We start from the raw sequence: 16,326 nt of genomic DNA on the forward strand, positions 1-16,326 counted from the left end.
CCCAGTTGGTGGCCAAGGAACTGCTCACCTCCTACGCCGACGAGGTGCGTGACCTCGACGCGCTGGGCTGGGTGCGCTTCGCCGCGACCATGGCCGGTGACGTGGTGCGCAAACGGTCGGGCGTGCGCCAGCTGATCCAGACCCTTCGTGACCGCGGCGACGAGTCCATCGACGAGGGCGATCTGTCCCGCCGGGCGGTGCAATTGCAGTTGTTCGCCGACCGCGAGGACTACCTGGTCCGCACCGCGGCACACCGGCTGCGCGCCAGGGCCGAGGAGACCGGCCCGTTCGAAGCGTTCAACAACGCCCAGGACCACATTCTGGCCGCGGGCTCGGCGCACATCGACCGGCTGGTGCTGGAGGCGTTCATCGAAGGGATCTCCGACATCGAGGACCCGGCCGCGCGCGAACTCGCCGACTGGATGTGCGACCTGTTCGTCTACTCCACCATCGAGGAGAACCAGGCCTGGTACATCATGCACCGGTTCATGTCGGTGGACCGGGCGAAGACCGTGCGCCGCGGCGTGAACGAACTGGTCGACCGGCTGCGTCCGCACGCTCTGACCCTGGTCGAGGCCATGGGCGTCCCGGAGACGATGCTGCGCGCGGCCATGCTCGACGACGCGAGCGTCTACGAGCGGGAGCAGCCGATCACGGCGTCGTCGTAGCGGCCGGGCCGCCGCGCTCGTCGGCGGCCGGTCAGCCCGGTCCGTACGCCGCGAGCGCGGTGACCACGAACCACACGACCCAGACGAAGGCGATGACCATGCCGATGGCCAGGACGGTGCGCATCACCGCGCGGCCGAAGTCCAGGTCGCCGGATTCGCGCGGGTACAGCTTCCACGGGCTGTACCAGGGCGCCCGGATCACGAAGGCGGACGCTTGCGCTTCCCGTTCGGCCTGCGCGAGTTCCTCCGCGTAGGCCTCGGCCTGCGCCTGGTTGGGCCCGCCGTGCCAGAGCGTGATGTCGATCGGGCCGAGGAAGCCCTCGTTGAGCAGTTCCTGCGGCGCGGGCAGGTAGGGCAGGATGCCGAGGCCGCGGAACGCGACGGCGACGTCGTTGGCCGTCCAGAGGTGCTTCTCCTCCGTGGCGAGCGCGTCGAAGTAGTGCCGGAGCCGGCTCGGATCGTTGCCGATGATCACGTCGAAACTCGGGTCGGCCCACCGCTGTTCGAGTTGCAGCTGCGCGCCCGGCAGCGGGACGAGCAGCGCGACGCCGTGCACCACCCGCTGCCCGAGGCCGCGGGCGGCCAGCCATTCCTGCAACGCGAAGGTGTGCTCGCGGGACTTGTCCAGCGGTGTGCGACGGTCGCGGCTCTCGGTCGCCACCGGCTCGCCGTTGATGGTCCACTCGCCGTTGAGCGGGACCTCCAGCACGCCGTCCTGGCGGGCGACCAGCGCGTCGGCCTCGATCACCACACAACTGGTCGGGGTCCAGATCACGGCATCGAACTGGTGCAGCCGATCCTTGTGGAACAGGCTGCAGGTGATCGTCGCGACACCATGCGGACTCCCCGGGTCCTTCCAGGTGCGCAGCCAATCGATGAGCGCCCGCTCGGCATTGGTGCCTGCGGCGTTCTGGACTCGCACGAGCATTGGCGGCCACCCTTCACGTCGACACTCGACAGTGGACAGGATATTAGGTGCCGCAACGGATTCGCCGCGCCCGTGCCGGAGGACGGCGTGTCGGGGCGATGAACACTGGCGGGGCTACTCCGGTTCCTCGGCGTCGATCCGGCCCGCGCGCACGGCCTCGGCCAGTTCGGCGTGGTCGGCTTCGGTGCGGTCGGCATAGCGCACGGCGAAGGCGGCCACCGCGTCCTCGAAGCGCTCGTCGCCGTCCAGATACCCCGACAGCAACCGCGGATCCAGCGATCGGGAATGGGCCCTGGCCAGCAGCGCGCCCGCCAGCCGCCCGTAGTCGTCCAGATCGTCCGCGGGCAGCTCGGCGGGATCGATGCTGCCCTTCATGTTGCGGAACTGCCGGACGATGAACGGCAATTCGGCGCCGTCGGCGGCCGGGTCGAGGGACGTCCACCCGAGCAGGAGGTCCGACTCGGATTGAACGAGTCTGGCGCCCTGCACGATTCGCTCACCCTCGTGCCGGGCGGCGGGCGTCGGCAGGAACGGGGCGAGCGCCGCCGCGGCGGCCTGCTTCACTTGCAGGACCAGTGCCTCGCCGTCGTTGCCGTGCAGCAGCGCGAGATAGCTGTGCAGGCCGACGCTGCCGGTCCCGACGATCCGGAACGCGATGTCGGAGACGGCGAATCGGGCCAGCAGATTGCGCCGCGACTCGGGCAGCGTGTCGGCGTAGCGCTCCAGCCCGCCGATCACCGCCTTCGCGACGCGCTCGTCCACCGCGGTGAGAATCGGGGGATCGCTGACGAAGCGGTGCTTGCGGATGCCGGTCTGGTGATCCTCGAGGTGCTCGGTCCACTTGGCCACCACCCTGGCGCTGGTGTTCTTGCGCGCCTTCTTGGCCGCCTTCTTGAAGTCGTCGAGCAAGTCGTCGGCCTTGGCCCGGGCGAGCACCGACTCGTCGGGCAGCGCGCACCAGGACGCCATGAACGGCATCGCGGCCAGTTCGTCCACGGCCAGGCGATAGGACCGGGCGGCGTCGCGCGCCGCGGTGCGGCACTCGTCCTCGTCGGCGCCCGCCTCGCGCCCGGCCAGCACCAGGCTGGCGGCGAGGCGCTCCAGATCCCACTCCCACGGGCCCGGCACGGTCTCGTCGAAATCGTTGATGTCCATGATGATCTCGCCGCGCGCGGTGCCGTAGAGGCCGAAGTTCGCCGCGTGCGCGTCACCGCACAGCTGGGCCGTGAGACCACTGTCCGGGCCACCCGCGAGATCGGCCGCCATCAAACCCGCGGCGCCCCGGTAGAAGGTGAACGGCGAGGCGATCATCCGTCCGATCCGCAGCGGTATCAGGTGCGGCAGCCTGCCCGCGTTGCTCGCCGCCACGAAGTCGAGCACGCTCGGACGCCGGACGCCGGTGGCCTCCCGGTCCCTGGCGATGACCGGAACCCGCTCACGCAACGCGCGTCCCCGGGCGCGCACCTCCTCCGCGGGCACGTAGGAGCGCAGGTCGATACCACTGTCTGACACAACGGATCACGCTAGCGCGTGGCAACCGTCCGCGCCGCGTGGAGTCGGCCTCATTTCGCCGGGATACGGGGCGGGGCAGGCTCGATCGGCAACCGCAGCGCGCCCGGCGCCGCGGCGGGCACCGCGGGTCGCGTGGGGGGCACCGGAGCGATGCGCCGATAGGGCGAGCCCAGTTCCGGCCGCGGGTCGGCATCGTCGCGGTTGGGCCAGAACGCCATCGCGCGCTCGGCCTGCGCGGTGATCGTCAGCGACGGGTTCACGCCGAGATTGGCGGTCACCGCCGAGCCGTCCGCCACGTGCAGGCCGGGATGGCCGTAGACCCGCTGGTACGGGTCGACCACGCCGGTCCGCGGGCTGTCGCCGATCACGCATCCGCCGATGTAGTGGGCCGTGGCGGGGATGTCGAACACGTCCATGACCAGGCCGTGGGTGTCGCCGTCGACCTTCGCGCCGAACCGCCTGCCGATGTCGTGGGCCAGGGGGATCCAGGTCGGATTCGGCTCGCCGGTGCCCTGCCTGGTGCGCAGCCGCCCGCGCTTGCGGAACGAGGTCAGCGAGTTGTCCAGCGACTGCATGATCAGCAGGATCACCGACTTCTCCGAGGCGTGCCGCGCGTCGAGGCTGCGCAGGAACACCAGCGGATGCAGCACGATGGCCAGCAGGAAACGCAGGAAGCGGAACGCGCCGCCGTCCACGATGGGCACCGACATCGGGAACAGCGCGTTCTGTCCCTTGCCGTAGTGGCACACCTCGACGTGGGTGTCGGGCTCCGGGTGGATCGATGAGGTGATCGCGATGCCCTCGGCGAAATCGCGGCGGGCGCGGCTGACCACGTTGAGGATGGCCTCGGAGTTGCTCCGGGTCAGTTCGCCGAGCCGGGGCGACAGGTGCGGCAGCACACCCTCGTCCCGCATCTTGTGCAGCAGCTTCTGGGTGCCGAGCGCGGCGCCTGCGAACACGACCTGCTCGGCGGTGAAGGTTCTGCGCTGCTTGCGGATCCAGCGGCCGGACCGCTCGGTGTCGACGGCGTATCCGCCGCCGGGAAGTGGCCGCACTGCGATGGCCGTGGTCAGCGGGTGAACCTGCGCGCCGGCCTGTTCGGCGAGGTAGAGATAGTTCGTCGTGGTGGTGTTCTTGGCGTTGTGCGGGCAGCCGGTGAAGCAGCGCGCGCAGTGCACACAGCCGTTGCGGCGCGGGCCCGCTCCGCCGAAGTAGGGATCATCGACCTCCGTGCCCGGATCGCTCTCGTTGAAGAACACGCCGACATCGGTCGGATGGTAGGTCTCGGCTACGCCGAGGTCCTCGGCGATCTCCCGGATCACCTCGTCGGCCGGGGTCGTGCGCGGATTGGGCGCGACGCCGAGCATGCGCTTGGCCTGGTCGTAGTACGGCGCCAGCTCCGCGCGCCAGTCGGTGATATGCGCCCACTGGCGGTCGGTGTAGAAGTTGGGCAGAGGTTCGTAGAGCGTGTTCCCGTAGATCAGCGATCCGCCGCCGACGCCTGCGCCGGAGAACACCGCGCACTTGCCGAGCAGGCTGATCCGCTGCGGGCCGGTGAGGCCGAGGCGCGGCGCCCAGATCGATTTGCGGACATTCCAATTCGTGCGCGGGATGTCCTCGGCGTTCCATCGGCGGCCTGCCTCGAGCACACCGACCCGGTAACCCTTCTCGGTGAGCCGCAGGGCGCTGACGCTGCCGCCGAAACCGGAGCCGATCACCACCACGTCGTAGTCGAATGCGGACATGACTTCCTCTCGCTCACCGGCCACACAGTGAGAAATATTTCAAATCATTCTGTCACCGTCGCGCTGTGGCGGAAACCATCCTCGCACGGGACCGCCGCGCCTTTATCCGGAAATTCGGCGCGCGGAGATGGCGAGGGACGGGGTGCGTGGGGTATGCACGGGGCGTGACAACCGAATCGGGCGCAGCCCAACCGGAGGAACGCGCCGCCGCCGGCGGAGTGCGGGGAGTCTTCGCCGACCGCATCCTGACCGTGCCGAACGTGCTGAGCGTGCTGCGCCTGCTGGGCGTCCCGCTGTTCCTGTGGTTGCTGCTGATCGAGCGGGCCGATGGCTGGGCGTTCGCCCTGCTGATCATCAGCGGCATCACCGACTTCCTGGACGGCAAACTCGCCCGGCTGCTCGAGCAGTCCTCACGGCTGGGGGCACTGCTCGATCCGTTCGTCGACCGGCTCTATCTGGTCACGACACTGGTGGCTTTCGTGATCCGCGGCCTCATTCCGTGGTGGGTGGCGGCGCTGCTGGTGGGGCGCGATCTCGTGCTCACCGCGACGCTGTCGGTGTACAAGCGCCGCGACCTGCCCCCGCCGGAGGTGATCTACCTGGGCAAGGCGGCCACCTTCGCGCTGATGTCCGCGCTGCCCTGGCTGCTGGCCGGGCAGATGGACTGGGCGGGCGCCGGTTTCGGGCGAGCCTTCGGCGGGGCACTGCTGATCTGGGGCACCGCGGTCTACGTCTGGACCGGCGTGCTCTATACCGGCAAAGCCATCGCGGTCGCAAGAGCGATACCGGCTGTGGGGCACCGGACGGCGTAGCCGATAGAGTTTGCGTGCAACGTTCAAACGAAAGGACGGCCTGTGACCCAGACCCCCGAGGATCTGCGCTACACCGAGGAGCACGAGTGGGTACGCCGGACCGCCCCGACCCGGGTGCGGGTGGGCATCACCGACTACGCCCAGTCTCAACTCGGTGACGTTGTGTTCGTGCAGCTGCCCGAGACGGACACGGAAGTGGCCGCCGCGGACAGCATCGCGGAGGTGGAGTCGACCAAGAGCGTGTCCGACATCTACGCGCCACTGAGCGCGAAAGTCGTTGCGGTGAACGACCTGCTGAACTCGGAGCCGGAGACGCTGAACACCGATCCATACGGGGACGGATGGCTGTTCGAGTTGGAGGTGGGCGATGCGGCGAGTCTCGACGCGACGCTCGGTGAACTGCTGGATGCCGCAGGTTATCAAGGAGTTATCGGGGGCTGAAGCAGCCTTCCCAGTTCTACCTGCACGGGTGCGGCCCGGCAGGGTACGGTCAATGCCAACAGATGCACCCGGCGGCTGTGCCGGGAATCTAGTGACTCGACGGCAGGTCGTGGTGCCAGAGGTATCACCTGCTTGCATGGATAATCAGGTTCGAGGAGGAGAGAAACGGTGAGCGAGAACAAAGACCCGGGTTACGGGGAGACCGCGGCCGAGACGACGTCGGTCTTCCGCGCGGATTTCCTGAACGAGGTCGACGCGTCGCGCTCCGGAGAGGCGACCGGCGAGCAGCCGGTCCAAGGGGTCGAGGGTCTGCCCGTTGGCGCGGCCCTCCTGGTCGTCAAGCGCGGCCCGAACGCGGGCTCGCGGTTCCTGCTGGATCAGCCGACCACGTCGGCGGGGCGCCACCCCGACAGTGACATCTTTCTCGACGACGTCACCGTCAGCCGTCGGCACGCCGAGTTCCGTCAGGACGACGATTCGTTCCAGGTCGTCGACGTGGGCAGCCTCAACGGCACGTATGTGAACCGGGAGCCGGTGGACTCCTCGGAACTGCAGAACGGTGACGAGGTCCAGATCGGCAAGTTCCGGCTGGTGTTCCTCACCGGACCGCGCGCCCAGGTGTCCGACTCGTCGGCGGGCGCGGGGAGTCTATGACAGCGTCGGCGCCGGGTCGCGCTCTCATGAAAGGCTCGGTGTCATGAAGGACCTGGCGCTGTGACCGGTGCGGCGCAGTGGGCACGCGGAGGGATGTCGATCGGCTCCGTGCTCGACCTGCTGCGCCCCGACTTTCCCGACGTCACCATCTCCAAGATCCGCTTCCTGGAAGCGGAGGGGCTGATCCGGCCGGAACGGACGCCTTCCGGCTATCGCAGGTTCTCCGTGGCGGATGTGGAACGGCTACGGTTCGTATTGACCGCGCAGCGCGATCAATACCTGCCGCTGAAGGTGATCAAGGAACAGCTCGAGGCAATCGATAGCGGTGCGGCGACGCTCGGTGTGCGGGAAGCCCGCGCCCGAGCGCACTCCGTCCATCCCGGGGCGCCGGAGTCCGGGCGCGGCACGCCGGACACCGAGCCGGCCGTGCCGGGTTCCGAACGAGGCGTGCGCCCGGTGGCCGCGCCTCGTAGGCTCGGCGTCGTGCCGAGCGAGATCTCCCCGGATGATCTGCGGTTCGATCACGAAATCCGGGTCACCCGGGCCGATCTGCTCGACCAGGCCGGGATCGAGGAGAAGTTCCTCAGCGACCTCATCCGGGCCAACCTGATCACGCCCGGCCCGGCGGGCTACTTCGACGCGGACGCGGTCACGCTGGCCAAAACCGCGCGGGCGATGGCCGAATTCGGTTTGGAGGCACGGCATCTGCGTGCGTTCAAGCTCGCCGCCGACCGCGAGGCCGCGCTCGTCGCGCAGATCGTCGCCCCGATCGCGAAGAGCCGAGACGCGGGTGCGCGCGCCCGCGCGGAGGAGACGGTGCGTGAGTTGGCCGCGCTGTCGTTGACCCTGCACACCTGTCTGGTCAAGTCCTCGGTCCGGGGCTCGCTCGGGGGCTGACCCCGGCGGGCCCCCGGTCCGTTCGTCGCGGCGAGTCAACACCCTGATTTCTGCTGTGCAGACGGATCGCTGGACCGGTGCGGGTTCGCCTAGACTCGTGGTACGGCGAGCTCTGCAGCGGTCATGCCGGGCCGGCGGCGAGTATGGGAGGCAGTGCGATGAGCGAAATGCGCGTGATCGGCATCCGTGTCGAGCAGCCACAGAACCAGCCCGTGCTGTTGCTCCGCGAAGTGGCGGGCGACCGGTATCTGCCGATCTGGATCGGGCAAGCCGAGGCGACGGCGATCGTCCTCGAGCAGGAGGGGGTGACCCCGATTCGTCCGCTGACGCACGACCTGATCAAGATCCTGATCACCGAGCTGGGGCACACCCTGAAGGAAGTGCGGATCGTCGATCTGCAGGAGGGCACCTTCTACGCGGATCTGGTCTTCGAGAACGATCTGCGGATTTCGGCGCGGCCGTCGGATTCGATTGCGATCGCCTTGCGGGTGGGTTGCCCGATCCATGCCGAGGAGTCGGTGCTCGAGGAAGCCGGCCTCGTCATGCCGGACGAGCGCGAGGACGAGGTGGAGAAGTTCAAGGAATTCCTGGAGTCGGTGTCTCCCGACGACTTCAAAGCGACCGACAGCTGAAGTAGAGGTCGAGACTTTTACCGCGCGTCGCGTTTGGCTCGATGACGCCGCTGGCTGGACAATCGTGGGGAGTAATCTCGACAGTTGGGCCACGACCGTTTCGGCCGAATCCGCACCGATTCGGTCGGTGACGGCGCCGGGTCATCGATGAGGCTGGGAATGCGTCGGCGAAGCAAGGGAGTGGTCAGTGGCAGAGCAATCGCAGGATGTGGTACAGCCAGGACTGTTCCCCGACGACTCGGTACCTGACGACCTGGTCGGCTATCGCGTTCCCAGTGCGTGCCAGGTGGCCGGAATCACCTATCGGCAGCTCGACTACTGGGCGCGCACCGGTCTGGTGGTGCCCTCCATCCGGAGCGCCGCGGGTTCGGGCAGTCAGCGGCTGTACTCGTTCAAGGACATCCTGGTCCTGAAGATCGTCAAGCGGCTGCTCGACGCGGGCATCTCGCTGCAGAACATCCGGATCGCCGTCGATCATCTGCGCAGCCGCGGCGTGCAGGACCTGGCGGGAATCACCCTTTTCTCCGACGGTACCTCGGTGTACGAGTGCACCTCGGCCGAGGAGGTGGTCGATTTACTGCAGGGCGGGCAGGGCGTGTTCGGAATCGCCGTGAGCGGCGCCATGCGTGAACTCACCGGCGCCATCGCCAACTTCCCCGCGGAGCGCGCGTCGGCGATCACCGAACGTCCGGAGGACGAGCTGTCGTTCCGTCGCAAGGCGCGGATGAACCGCAAGACGGGATAGAATTCGCGCGGTTGCGCGAACACAATGAACAAAACGCTCTCACGGCCGGGTAAGGCGTGCAGCCTCCCCGGCCGTGGTGCGTGACAGCGCCGTCGGCGGCGGGAAGGGCCGGCGGCAGTCGAAAGGGGGGCGCCGTGCAGGCACGCGACATCACCGGACTCGTCGGGCCGATCGACCGGATCGACGCGTTTCCGACCGTCGACGAACTGAACGCCTTCGCCGACGCCCTCGCCGCCGGTCACCCGGACCGGATCTCGATCACCGAGCTCGGACGTTCCCGCGGCGGTGACCCGATTCGCGAGGTGACGGTGGGATCCGGCGACCGGCACATCCTGGTCTTCGGCAACCCGCATCCGAACGAGCCCATCGGGATGGCCACGATTCGCCATCTGCTCGGCCGGATGGCCGCGGATGAGACGGTGACCGTCGGCGCCACCTGGCATTTCCTGCTGTGCGTCGATCCGGATGGAACGCGGTTGAACGAGGGGTGGTTCGCCGGTCCGCACACCAGGACCGGGGTCGCCCGCGGCTTCTACCGGCCACCCGCGGCCGAGCAACCGGAATGGTGCTTTCCGACCGAATGGCGCGGCCGGCGCGTCGGGGTGCCGCTCCCGGAGACGAAGGCGATGATGGCGCTGATCGACCGGACCCGGCCCGCGCTGATCGTCTCCCTGCACAACGCGGAGTTCGGCGGCGGGTTCTTCTACACCTCCGGCGGCGACCCCGAATACTGGTCGGCGCTGACCTGTCGGCTCCGGGCCGCCGGGGTGCCGATCTACCAGGGGGAACCCGATGCGCCCGGCGCCCGCACGCTCGCGCCGGGGGTCTTCGAGCTGCCGCTGTTCGAGGCGATGGCGGATCTGCTGGCGGCCCAGGGCCTCGACTCGGTCGCCGCGCTCGGCGGTGGCGGCTGCCGGGACTACGCGGTGCGCTACGGCACGGCGATCCTGGTCTGCGAATTGCCGCTGTGGGTCGACTCGCGGATCGGCGACGGCTCGGCGGGCGATCGCGTGCTCGGCGATCTGCTCGACGCCACGGCCGCCGACTATCAGGCCATGGCCGAGGTCGCCGCCGAGGTGCTCGTCCACGTCGACGGCCGATTGAGCGGTCGCAGTCCGTTCGAGCGGTCGGTGCGTGCGCTGGTCGCCGGCTTGCCCGGCCTCGCCGTGAGCAGACAGTCCGTGCCGGAACGGAATCGGATCGCGACTCGGGGCGAGATCTTCGTCGAGCAGTACGACTGGACCGCGATGCTGCGCCTGCGGCTGGGCGGCATGCTGCTGCGCCTGCTGGAGGAGGAATACGCGCACGGCGGCGGTGCGGTGCTGGCCGCGGAGCGCGACCGGTTCGCCGCGATATTCGACCAATGGTGCACCGACGTGGAGCAGAACGCGCCGGGTGTCGCGGTGCCACTGGCTCGGCTGGTCGGCGTCCAAGCCGAGTCGATGGTGCTCGCTGCGACGAGGCTGCGCGCGGGGCTGGCCATCTGACGGGTGATGCCCGCGCGGTCTCCGAGTGACCAGAACGACACGGTGCGCGTGGGGTCCCGTGGCGCGCTCCGGCGTGTCGTCGGCTTAGACTGACGGTGCGTCGCCGCCGTGCGGGAGAGCCTCGGTCTCGAAACGAGTCCGAGCGCCGAAGGAGCAGCACCTCCCCGTCAATCTCTCAGGCAAAAGGACCGTGCGGGCTTCGACGCCTCTGGAAAGCGGCGGCTTCGAGCCGCCCGCCCATGGGGAAAGGGGCTCGGCCACCGGTCGCGGTCACCCGAATCTCTCAGGCGCCACGACAGAGGGGGAGGGCCGGTACCCGTCGACCGACCGGTCGACCCCGCCCGACCTTGGGAGCTGTTGTGACTCGCTCATTCGCCGACCGCCATATCGGACCCGACCGGGAGGAACTGGCCCGGATCCTGGAGGTCGTCGGCGTGTCGTCGCTGGACGAGCTGGCTGCCGCCGCGCTGCCCGCGAGCATCCTGGACGGCGACGGCCTGGCCGGGCTGCCCGCGGCGGGCTCCGAGCACGAAGTGCTGGCCGAACTCGCCGAACTCGCCGCGTCCGACACCGTGGCCACCTCGATGATCGGGCTCGGCTACTACGACACGCTGACCCCGCCGGTGCTGGTGCGCAATCTCCTGGAGAATCCGGCCTGGTACACCGCCTACACGCCCTATCAGCCCGAGATCAGTCAGGGCAGGCTCGAGGCGCTGCTCAACTTCCAGACGATGGTGTCGGAGCTGACCGGCATGGACGTCGCCAACGCCTCCATGCTGGACGAGGCCACCGCCGCCGCCGAGGCGATGACGCTGCTGCGCCGGGCGGGCCGATCGAAGTCCCCTCGCCTGGTCATCGACCGCGACCTGTTCCCGCAGACCAGAACCGTGCTCTACACCCGGGCCGAGCCGCTGGGTCTGGAGATCGTGGAGGCGGACCTGTCCGGCGGAGAGCTGCCCGACGGAGAGTTCTTCGGTGTGCTGGCGCAGACACCAGGGGCTTCCGGTCGCGTCGTGGATCTGACCGAGGTGATCGCCGCGGCACACGACCGGGGCGCGTTGGTCGCGGTCGGGGCCGACCTGCTGGCGATGGCGCTGATCACGCCGCCCGGTGAGCAGGGCGCCGACGTGTGCTTCGGCACCACTCAGCGCTTCGGCGTCCCGCTGGGTTTCGGCGGCCCGCACGCCGGATACCTCGCGGTGCGGCAGGCACAGGCCCGCCAGCTGCCCGGCCGTCTGGTCGGCGTCTCGGTGGACGCGGACGGCGCCGTCGCCTACCGGCTCGCCTTACAGACCCGCGAGCAGCACATCCGCCGGGAGAGGGCGACCTCCAACATCTGCACCGCGCAGGTGCTGCTTGCCGTCGTGGCCGCGATGTACGCCTCCTACCACGGCGCCGACGGGCTGCGGGGGATCGCCCGCCGGGTGCACGGGCACGCCGCGGCGATCGCGGCCGGGCTGGACGGCGCGGTGGTGCACGACAGCTTCTTCGACACCGTGCTCGCACACGTGCCCGGCGGCGCCGAAGCCGTTGTGGCGAAAGCGAAGTCGCGCGGCATCAACCTCCGCCTGGTCGACGCCGACCACGTCGGCATCGCCTGCGACGAGGCGACCACGGACGCGCATGTCGCCGCGGTGCTCGAATCGTTCGGCACCGCGGCGCCGTCCGAGCCCGGGGCGCCCGCGCCGGTCGCGGCGATCGAGAACCGGACCTCGCAGTTCCTGACCCATCCCGCGTTCACGAAGTACCGGACCGAGACGGCGATGCTGCGGTATCTGCGCGCACTGTCCGACAAGGACATCGCATTGGACCGCAGCATGATCCCGCTGGGCTCGTGCACCATGAAGCTCAACGCCACCGCCGAGATGGAAGCCATCACCTGGCCCGGTTTCGCCCGTGTGCATCCCTACGCGCCGGTCGAGGACGCGCCCGGCCTGTTGAAGGTGATCGCGGATCTGGAACGCTGGCTGTCGGACATCACCGGCTACGACTCGGTGAGCTTGCAGCCCAACGCGGGCAGCCAGGGCGAGTACGCGGGGTTGCTGGCCATCCGCCGCTACCACCTCGATCGCGGCGACACCCATCGCGACACCTGCCTCATCCCGTCCAGCGCACACGGCACCAACGCGGCCTCGGCGGCGATGGCAGGCCTGCGTGTGGAGGTGGTGAAGTGCCGCGCCAACGGCGACGTCGACCTCGACGACCTGCGCGCCAAGATCGCCGACCACGCCGATCGCCTGGCCTGCATCATGATCACCTATCCGTCCACGCACGGGGTCTACGAGCACGAGGTCGCCGAGTTGTGCGCGCTGGTGCACGACGCGGGCGGTCAGGTCTACGTGGACGGCGCGAACCTGAACGCCCTGGTCGGCCTCGCCCGGCCGGGCCGGTTCGGCGGCGACGTGAGTCACTTGAACCTGCACAAGACGTTCTGCATCCCGCACGGTGGCGGCGGCCCCGGCGTCGGCCCGGTCGCGGTGCGCGCGCACCTGGCCCGGTATCTGCCCGGCGATCCGCTGGAAGCGGGGTCGCACGCGGTGTCGGCCGCGAAGTACGGCTCGGCCTCGATTCTGCCGATCACCTGGGCCTACATTCGCATGATGGGCGCCGACGGGTTGCGCCGCGCCACACTGTCGGCGATCGCGTCGGCGAACTACATAGCGCGGCGGCTGGACGAGTACTTCCCGGTGCTCTACACCGGCGAGCGCGGCATGGTGGCGCACGAGTGCATCCTGGATCTGCGCGAGATCACCAAGCGGACCGGCGTCACCGTCGACGATGTGGCAAAGCGTCTGGCGGACTACGGGTTCCACGCGCCGACCATGAGTTTCCCGGTGGCCGGTACGTTGATGGTGGAACCCACCGAGAGCGAGAACCTGGCCGAGCTGGACGATTTCATCGAGGCGATGATCGCGATCCGGGCGGAGATCGACCAGGTCGCCGCGGGCGTGTGGCCGGTGACCGACAACCCGCTGCGCGGTGCGCCGCACACCGCGGCATCGCTGGTGGGGGAGTGGGACCACCCCTACAGCCGGGAAGTCGCCGTGTACCCCCGCGGTCTCGGGCATGCCAGGGCGAAGGTGTGGCCGCCGGTGCGCCGGATCGACGGCGCCTACGGCGACCGGAACCTGGTGTGCGCTTGTCCGCCGCTGGAGGCGTACGCGGACTGAGCGTCGGCCCGTTCGCGCGCCGGGCTCATCGTGCGGCGGCCGCTTTCGCGTAGGTGTTCGTCAGGTCCGGCCAACCGCCCGCGCTGCCGACGGCGTCGTGCATGGACTCCCAGCCCGGCCCGTGCTTGTCGAAACCGGAGTGCACCAGTGTGACGGCGGTGCGGTCGGGAGCGACGGCCGAGAAGGTGACGTCCACCCGGCTGGCTCGCTCCGGATCGGGGTCGTGTTTCCAGTCCAGGCCGATCTCCCAGGAGAACGCGAAGTGGGTCGGCGGCTGCCACACCAGGACGGTGCCCCACGGACATTCGGCGCCGTCGTCTTCGCGGCCGAGGCACCGGCCGCCGACGCGCGGCTCGATCACCTCCTCGGCGAGCCTGCCCGCGCCGATGTGGTGCTCGCGCGGCCACCAGCTGTCGATGCCGGTGGTGAACACCTCGTAGGCGGTCTCGATGGGTGCGTCGACCACGAGTTCGACGCGTACGTCCTTGTCGGCCTGCTGTGTCATGACTGCTCCTGATCGGCTCGTTTCTCGGCGACCCGCCGGTCGACTTCGTCCTGGAAAGCCGACATCGCGGTGGTCCAGAACCGCGTGAAGTACACGCGCAGCGCGTCGATACCGGTGGGATTCAGGCGGTACACCCGGCGGGTGCCGACCGCCTCGTGGGTCACCAATCCGGCCTGCTCCAGCACCTTGAGGTGCTGGGACACGGCGGGCCTGCTCACCGGCAGGCCCTCGGCCAGCTGCCCTACCGCGCACGGCCCCTTGCCGAGGCGCTCGAAGATCGCCCGCCTCGTCGGGTCACCCAGCGCGTCCAGCGCCGCATCTCGGTAAGTCCCCACAAACCGTAAGTCTAGACTTACCAATAGGGGTTGTCCATGATCCGAGACGGGACCCCGTCTTCGTTCGAGGACGCGCTACGGCGTGGTGAGCGCCTGGACGACGGCCGAGCCGAAGCCGATGTCGTCGGAGGTGGCCAGCCGGGCGTAGGTACCGCCGGTCTGCTGCGCCAGGGCCTGGAGTGTCTGGGTGCCGCTGCCGCCGATCACGATGACGTCGACGCGGACCGGCCGGGCGCGGTCGGTCGCGGCGGCGATGTCCGCGGCCAGCTGGGTGCCGGTGACCGTGGAATCGTCGTCGGGTCCGTCGGTGATCAGCAGCACCGAATTGGTGCGGCCCGGGGTGTACCCGGCGACGGCGTTCTTGTACGCGGCGATCAGGGACGGGTAGGCCTGATCTGACCGGCTCTCGCTCGGGCGCACCGAGCTCAACGCGGTACCGATCTTCGTGCGCTGTTCGGTGGTCAGCGGTGCGGTGGCGGCGGCCACCTGGTACGGCGTGCTGCCGTCGAGGTTCTTGCCGAAGGTCCACACGCCGAGTCCGAAGTCGGGCGGCATGACCGTCATCGTGGAATTCAGCGCGGCGAGGACGTTCGCCAGACGCGTCGTGGCGCCCTCCGCGGTACCCATCGACGCCGACACGTCGACCAGGACCGTGGACCGCACGCCGAGCACGGGGTCGGCCAGGGTGGCGCGCACCTTGTCGAGCGCGCCGCGGGGCGGGACGGCGGCCGCGGTCTGCGGTGCGCCCGCGAAGCCCGCCGCGACGAAGGCCTGCGCCTGCTCGGGCTTGCGCAGGTAGTCGGTGAACCGGCCGGCGATGAGGTTCTGCGTCTTGTCCACCCACGTGCCGGACATCAACGCGGCCGGGTAGTCGGCCACGAGCGCGGACCCGGCGGGACGAAACGCGACCACGCCGGGCAGCCCCTTCAGTTGCTGTTCGGTAGCGGCAATCGCGTGCATGGGCGCGTTCTGCGCCGTGAGCTCCGTGAGCGCGGCCGCGGCGTCGGACGTCGCGGGAGCCTCGGCGGCGAGCCCGGAGATCGCGGCGACCACCTGACCGGACCGCGCCGCCTGCTCGCTGAGTGGTTCCGCGCCCGAGACCGCGGAGCCGACCGCCGTGGCCGCGGCCAGCGTGGCGTCACCCGTGGGCAGTGCCATCCGCAGTCCGCCCCATCCGTTCAGGCCGATATCACCGAGTGAACCCTGCTGCAACCGCGGCAGGTCCGCCCACGAAACGTCCGCCTGCTCCAGCGCGCGGCGCAGGTCATCCGGCACCGCGAGCACGATCGGGCTGGCGGCGATGGGCACCGGCGTGCCCTCGATCAGGCCGGGAACCCGCATGGACTCGATGGAACGGGTCGAATCGGCGATCCACAGCGCCGGTTGCGGGCCGAGCGCCCGGTCCCATGGCTTGCCGCTGGTGAACGCGGCGACGACGGCAGCGGACGGCTGCGCGGTGACCTCGACCCGCGCGCAGTGGTCGCGCACCTTCGGCCGGGTGGCGTTGTAGCCGTCCGCGGCGGCCCGCACCTGCGTGGCGATGCTGGGATCGGCCGTCACGTACAGCGTCGCGGGCCCTTCCACGCACTCGGCCGCGGCCGCGCTGTCCTGATTCGCTGCGCGATCGCGCAACTGGAACCAGCCGACCACGATCGCGGCCAGTAACGCAACGGCGACCAATGCGATAACCGGACCTTTGCTGACGCCCCGGGATCTGGTTGCGCTGCGATGAGTGCCCACGCGCCCCAGTGTATGGTCACGGGCGCCGGACGAACTCGGCGAGGCTCCCCCGCAC

15 protein-coding genes and 1 riboswitch are annotated in these 16,326 nt (G+C 69.5%); of the genes, 9 read left to right on the forward strand and 6 right to left on the reverse strand.

What is annotated here, in order from left to right:
* Positions 1-668 (forward strand): acyl-CoA dehydrogenase (locus ON21_RS11585; protein ID WP_039797823.1); only part of this gene is annotated, 668 nt, incomplete at its 5' end.
* 31 nt (positions 669-699) lie between these two features.
* Here ON21_RS11585 and ON21_RS11590 read toward each other — a convergent pair.
* The 3 genes from ON21_RS11590 to ON21_RS11600 form a co-directional block, all read right to left on the reverse strand.
* Positions 700-1,596, reverse strand: a complete 897-nt coding sequence (locus tag ON21_RS11590; RefSeq protein ID WP_039797824.1) for a nuclease-related domain-containing protein — start codon at positions 1,594-1,596, stop codon at positions 700-702.
* A gap of 114 nt (positions 1,597-1,710) precedes the next feature.
* Entirely contained in the window at positions 1,711-3,108 is a 1,398-nt protein-coding gene (locus tag ON21_RS11595) for a DUF2252 domain-containing protein (protein WP_039797825.1), read from the reverse strand.
* Positions 3,109-3,158: 50 nt separating this feature from the next.
* Positions 3,159-4,853, reverse strand: a complete 1,695-nt coding sequence (locus ON21_RS11600; RefSeq protein WP_039797847.1) for a GMC oxidoreductase — start codon at positions 4,851-4,853, stop codon at positions 3,159-3,161.
* A 218-nt stretch (positions 4,854-5,071) separates the two neighbouring features.
* Here ON21_RS11600 and ON21_RS11605 point away from each other — a divergent pair, with 218 nt between their 5' ends.
* The 8 genes from ON21_RS11605 to gcvP all read left to right on the forward strand — a co-directional run bounded on the left by ON21_RS11605 (position 5,072) and on the right by gcvP (position 13,691).
* Complete coding sequence (locus ON21_RS11605) at positions 5,072-5,665, forward strand: CDP-alcohol phosphatidyltransferase family protein (protein WP_039797848.1); 594 nt, start codon at positions 5,072-5,074, stop codon at positions 5,663-5,665.
* A 42-nt stretch (positions 5,666-5,707) separates the two neighbouring features.
* Positions 5,708-6,106, forward strand: a complete 399-nt coding sequence (gcvH, locus tag ON21_RS11610; RefSeq protein ID WP_039797826.1) for a glycine cleavage system protein GcvH — start codon at positions 5,708-5,710, stop codon at positions 6,104-6,106.
* 168 nt (positions 6,107-6,274) lie between these two features.
* Positions 6,275-6,760 (forward strand): oxoglutarate dehydrogenase inhibitor Odhl, encoded by a 486-nt coding sequence (gene odhI, locus ON21_RS11615; RefSeq protein WP_039797827.1) that lies wholly within the window; start codon positions 6,275-6,277, stop codon positions 6,758-6,760.
* Between the two features lie 93 nt (positions 6,761-6,853).
* Positions 6,854-7,657, forward strand: coding sequence for a transcriptional regulator FtsR (gene ftsR / locus ON21_RS11620; protein ID WP_063821052.1), 804 nt, complete (start codon positions 6,854-6,856; stop codon positions 7,655-7,657).
* Between the two features lie 158 nt (positions 7,658-7,815).
* Entirely contained in the window at positions 7,816-8,289 is a 474-nt protein-coding gene (locus ON21_RS11625) for a bifunctional nuclease family protein (protein ID WP_039797829.1), read from the forward strand.
* Between the two features lie 187 nt (positions 8,290-8,476).
* Entirely contained in the window at positions 8,477-9,034 is a 558-nt protein-coding gene (locus ON21_RS11630) for a MerR family transcriptional regulator (RefSeq protein ID WP_039797830.1), read from the forward strand.
* A 134-nt stretch (positions 9,035-9,168) separates the two neighbouring features.
* Positions 9,169-10,521, forward strand: a complete 1,353-nt coding sequence (locus ON21_RS11635) for a M14 family zinc carboxypeptidase (protein ID WP_051020701.1) — start codon at positions 9,169-9,171, stop codon at positions 10,519-10,521.
* A 101-nt stretch (positions 10,522-10,622) separates the two neighbouring features.
* Positions 10,623-10,722: riboswitch (glycine riboswitch) on the forward strand.
* A 158-nt stretch (positions 10,723-10,880) separates the two neighbouring features.
* Complete coding sequence (gene gcvP, locus ON21_RS11640; protein WP_051020702.1) at positions 10,881-13,691, forward strand: aminomethyl-transferring glycine dehydrogenase; 2,811 nt, start codon at positions 10,881-10,883, stop codon at positions 13,689-13,691.
* 25 nt (positions 13,692-13,716) lie between these two features.
* Here the strand turns inward: gcvP and ON21_RS11645 are convergent, their stop codons facing one another.
* From ON21_RS11645 to ON21_RS11655, 3 genes are all read right to left on the reverse strand, one after another.
* Positions 13,717-14,196, reverse strand: coding sequence for an SRPBCC family protein (locus ON21_RS11645; protein ID WP_039797833.1), 480 nt, complete (start codon positions 14,194-14,196; stop codon positions 13,717-13,719).
* Positions 14,193-14,531, reverse strand: a complete 339-nt coding sequence (locus ON21_RS11650; RefSeq protein ID WP_039797834.1) for an ArsR/SmtB family transcription factor — start codon at positions 14,529-14,531, stop codon at positions 14,193-14,195. The genes ON21_RS11645 and ON21_RS11650 overlap by 4 nt, the downstream gene beginning before the upstream one ends.
* Positions 14,532-14,606: 75 nt before the next feature.
* Complete coding sequence (locus tag ON21_RS11655) at positions 14,607-16,271, reverse strand: VWA domain-containing protein (RefSeq protein ID WP_039797836.1); 1,665 nt, start codon at positions 16,269-16,271, stop codon at positions 14,607-14,609.
* Between the last annotated feature and the right edge of the window lie 55 nt (positions 16,272-16,326).

Source organism: Nocardia araoensis NBRC 100135 (genome assembly GCF_000308435.1).
In the GTDB taxonomy this organism is placed as follows: Bacteria; Actinomycetota; Actinomycetes; order Mycobacteriales; family Mycobacteriaceae; genus Nocardia; species Nocardia araoensis.

Coding starts and splice junctions, on each gene's coding strand:
- ON21_RS11590 (WP_039797824.1), bottom strand. CDS start 1,596: ATGCTCGTGCGAGTCCAGAACGCCGCAGGCACCAATGCCGAGCGGGCG.
- ON21_RS11600 (WP_039797847.1), bottom strand. CDS start 4,853: ATGTCCGCATTCGACTACGACGTGGTGGTGATCGGCTCCGGTTTCGGC.
- ftsR (WP_063821052.1), top strand. CDS start 6,854: ATGTCGATCGGCTCCGTGCTCGACCTGCTGCGCCCCGACTTTCCCGAC.
- ON21_RS11625 (WP_039797829.1), top strand. CDS start 7,816: ATGAGCGAAATGCGCGTGATCGGCATCCGTGTCGAGCAGCCACAGAAC.
- ON21_RS11645 (WP_039797833.1), bottom strand. CDS start 14,196: ATGACACAGCAGGCCGACAAGGACGTACGCGTCGAACTCGTGGTCGAC.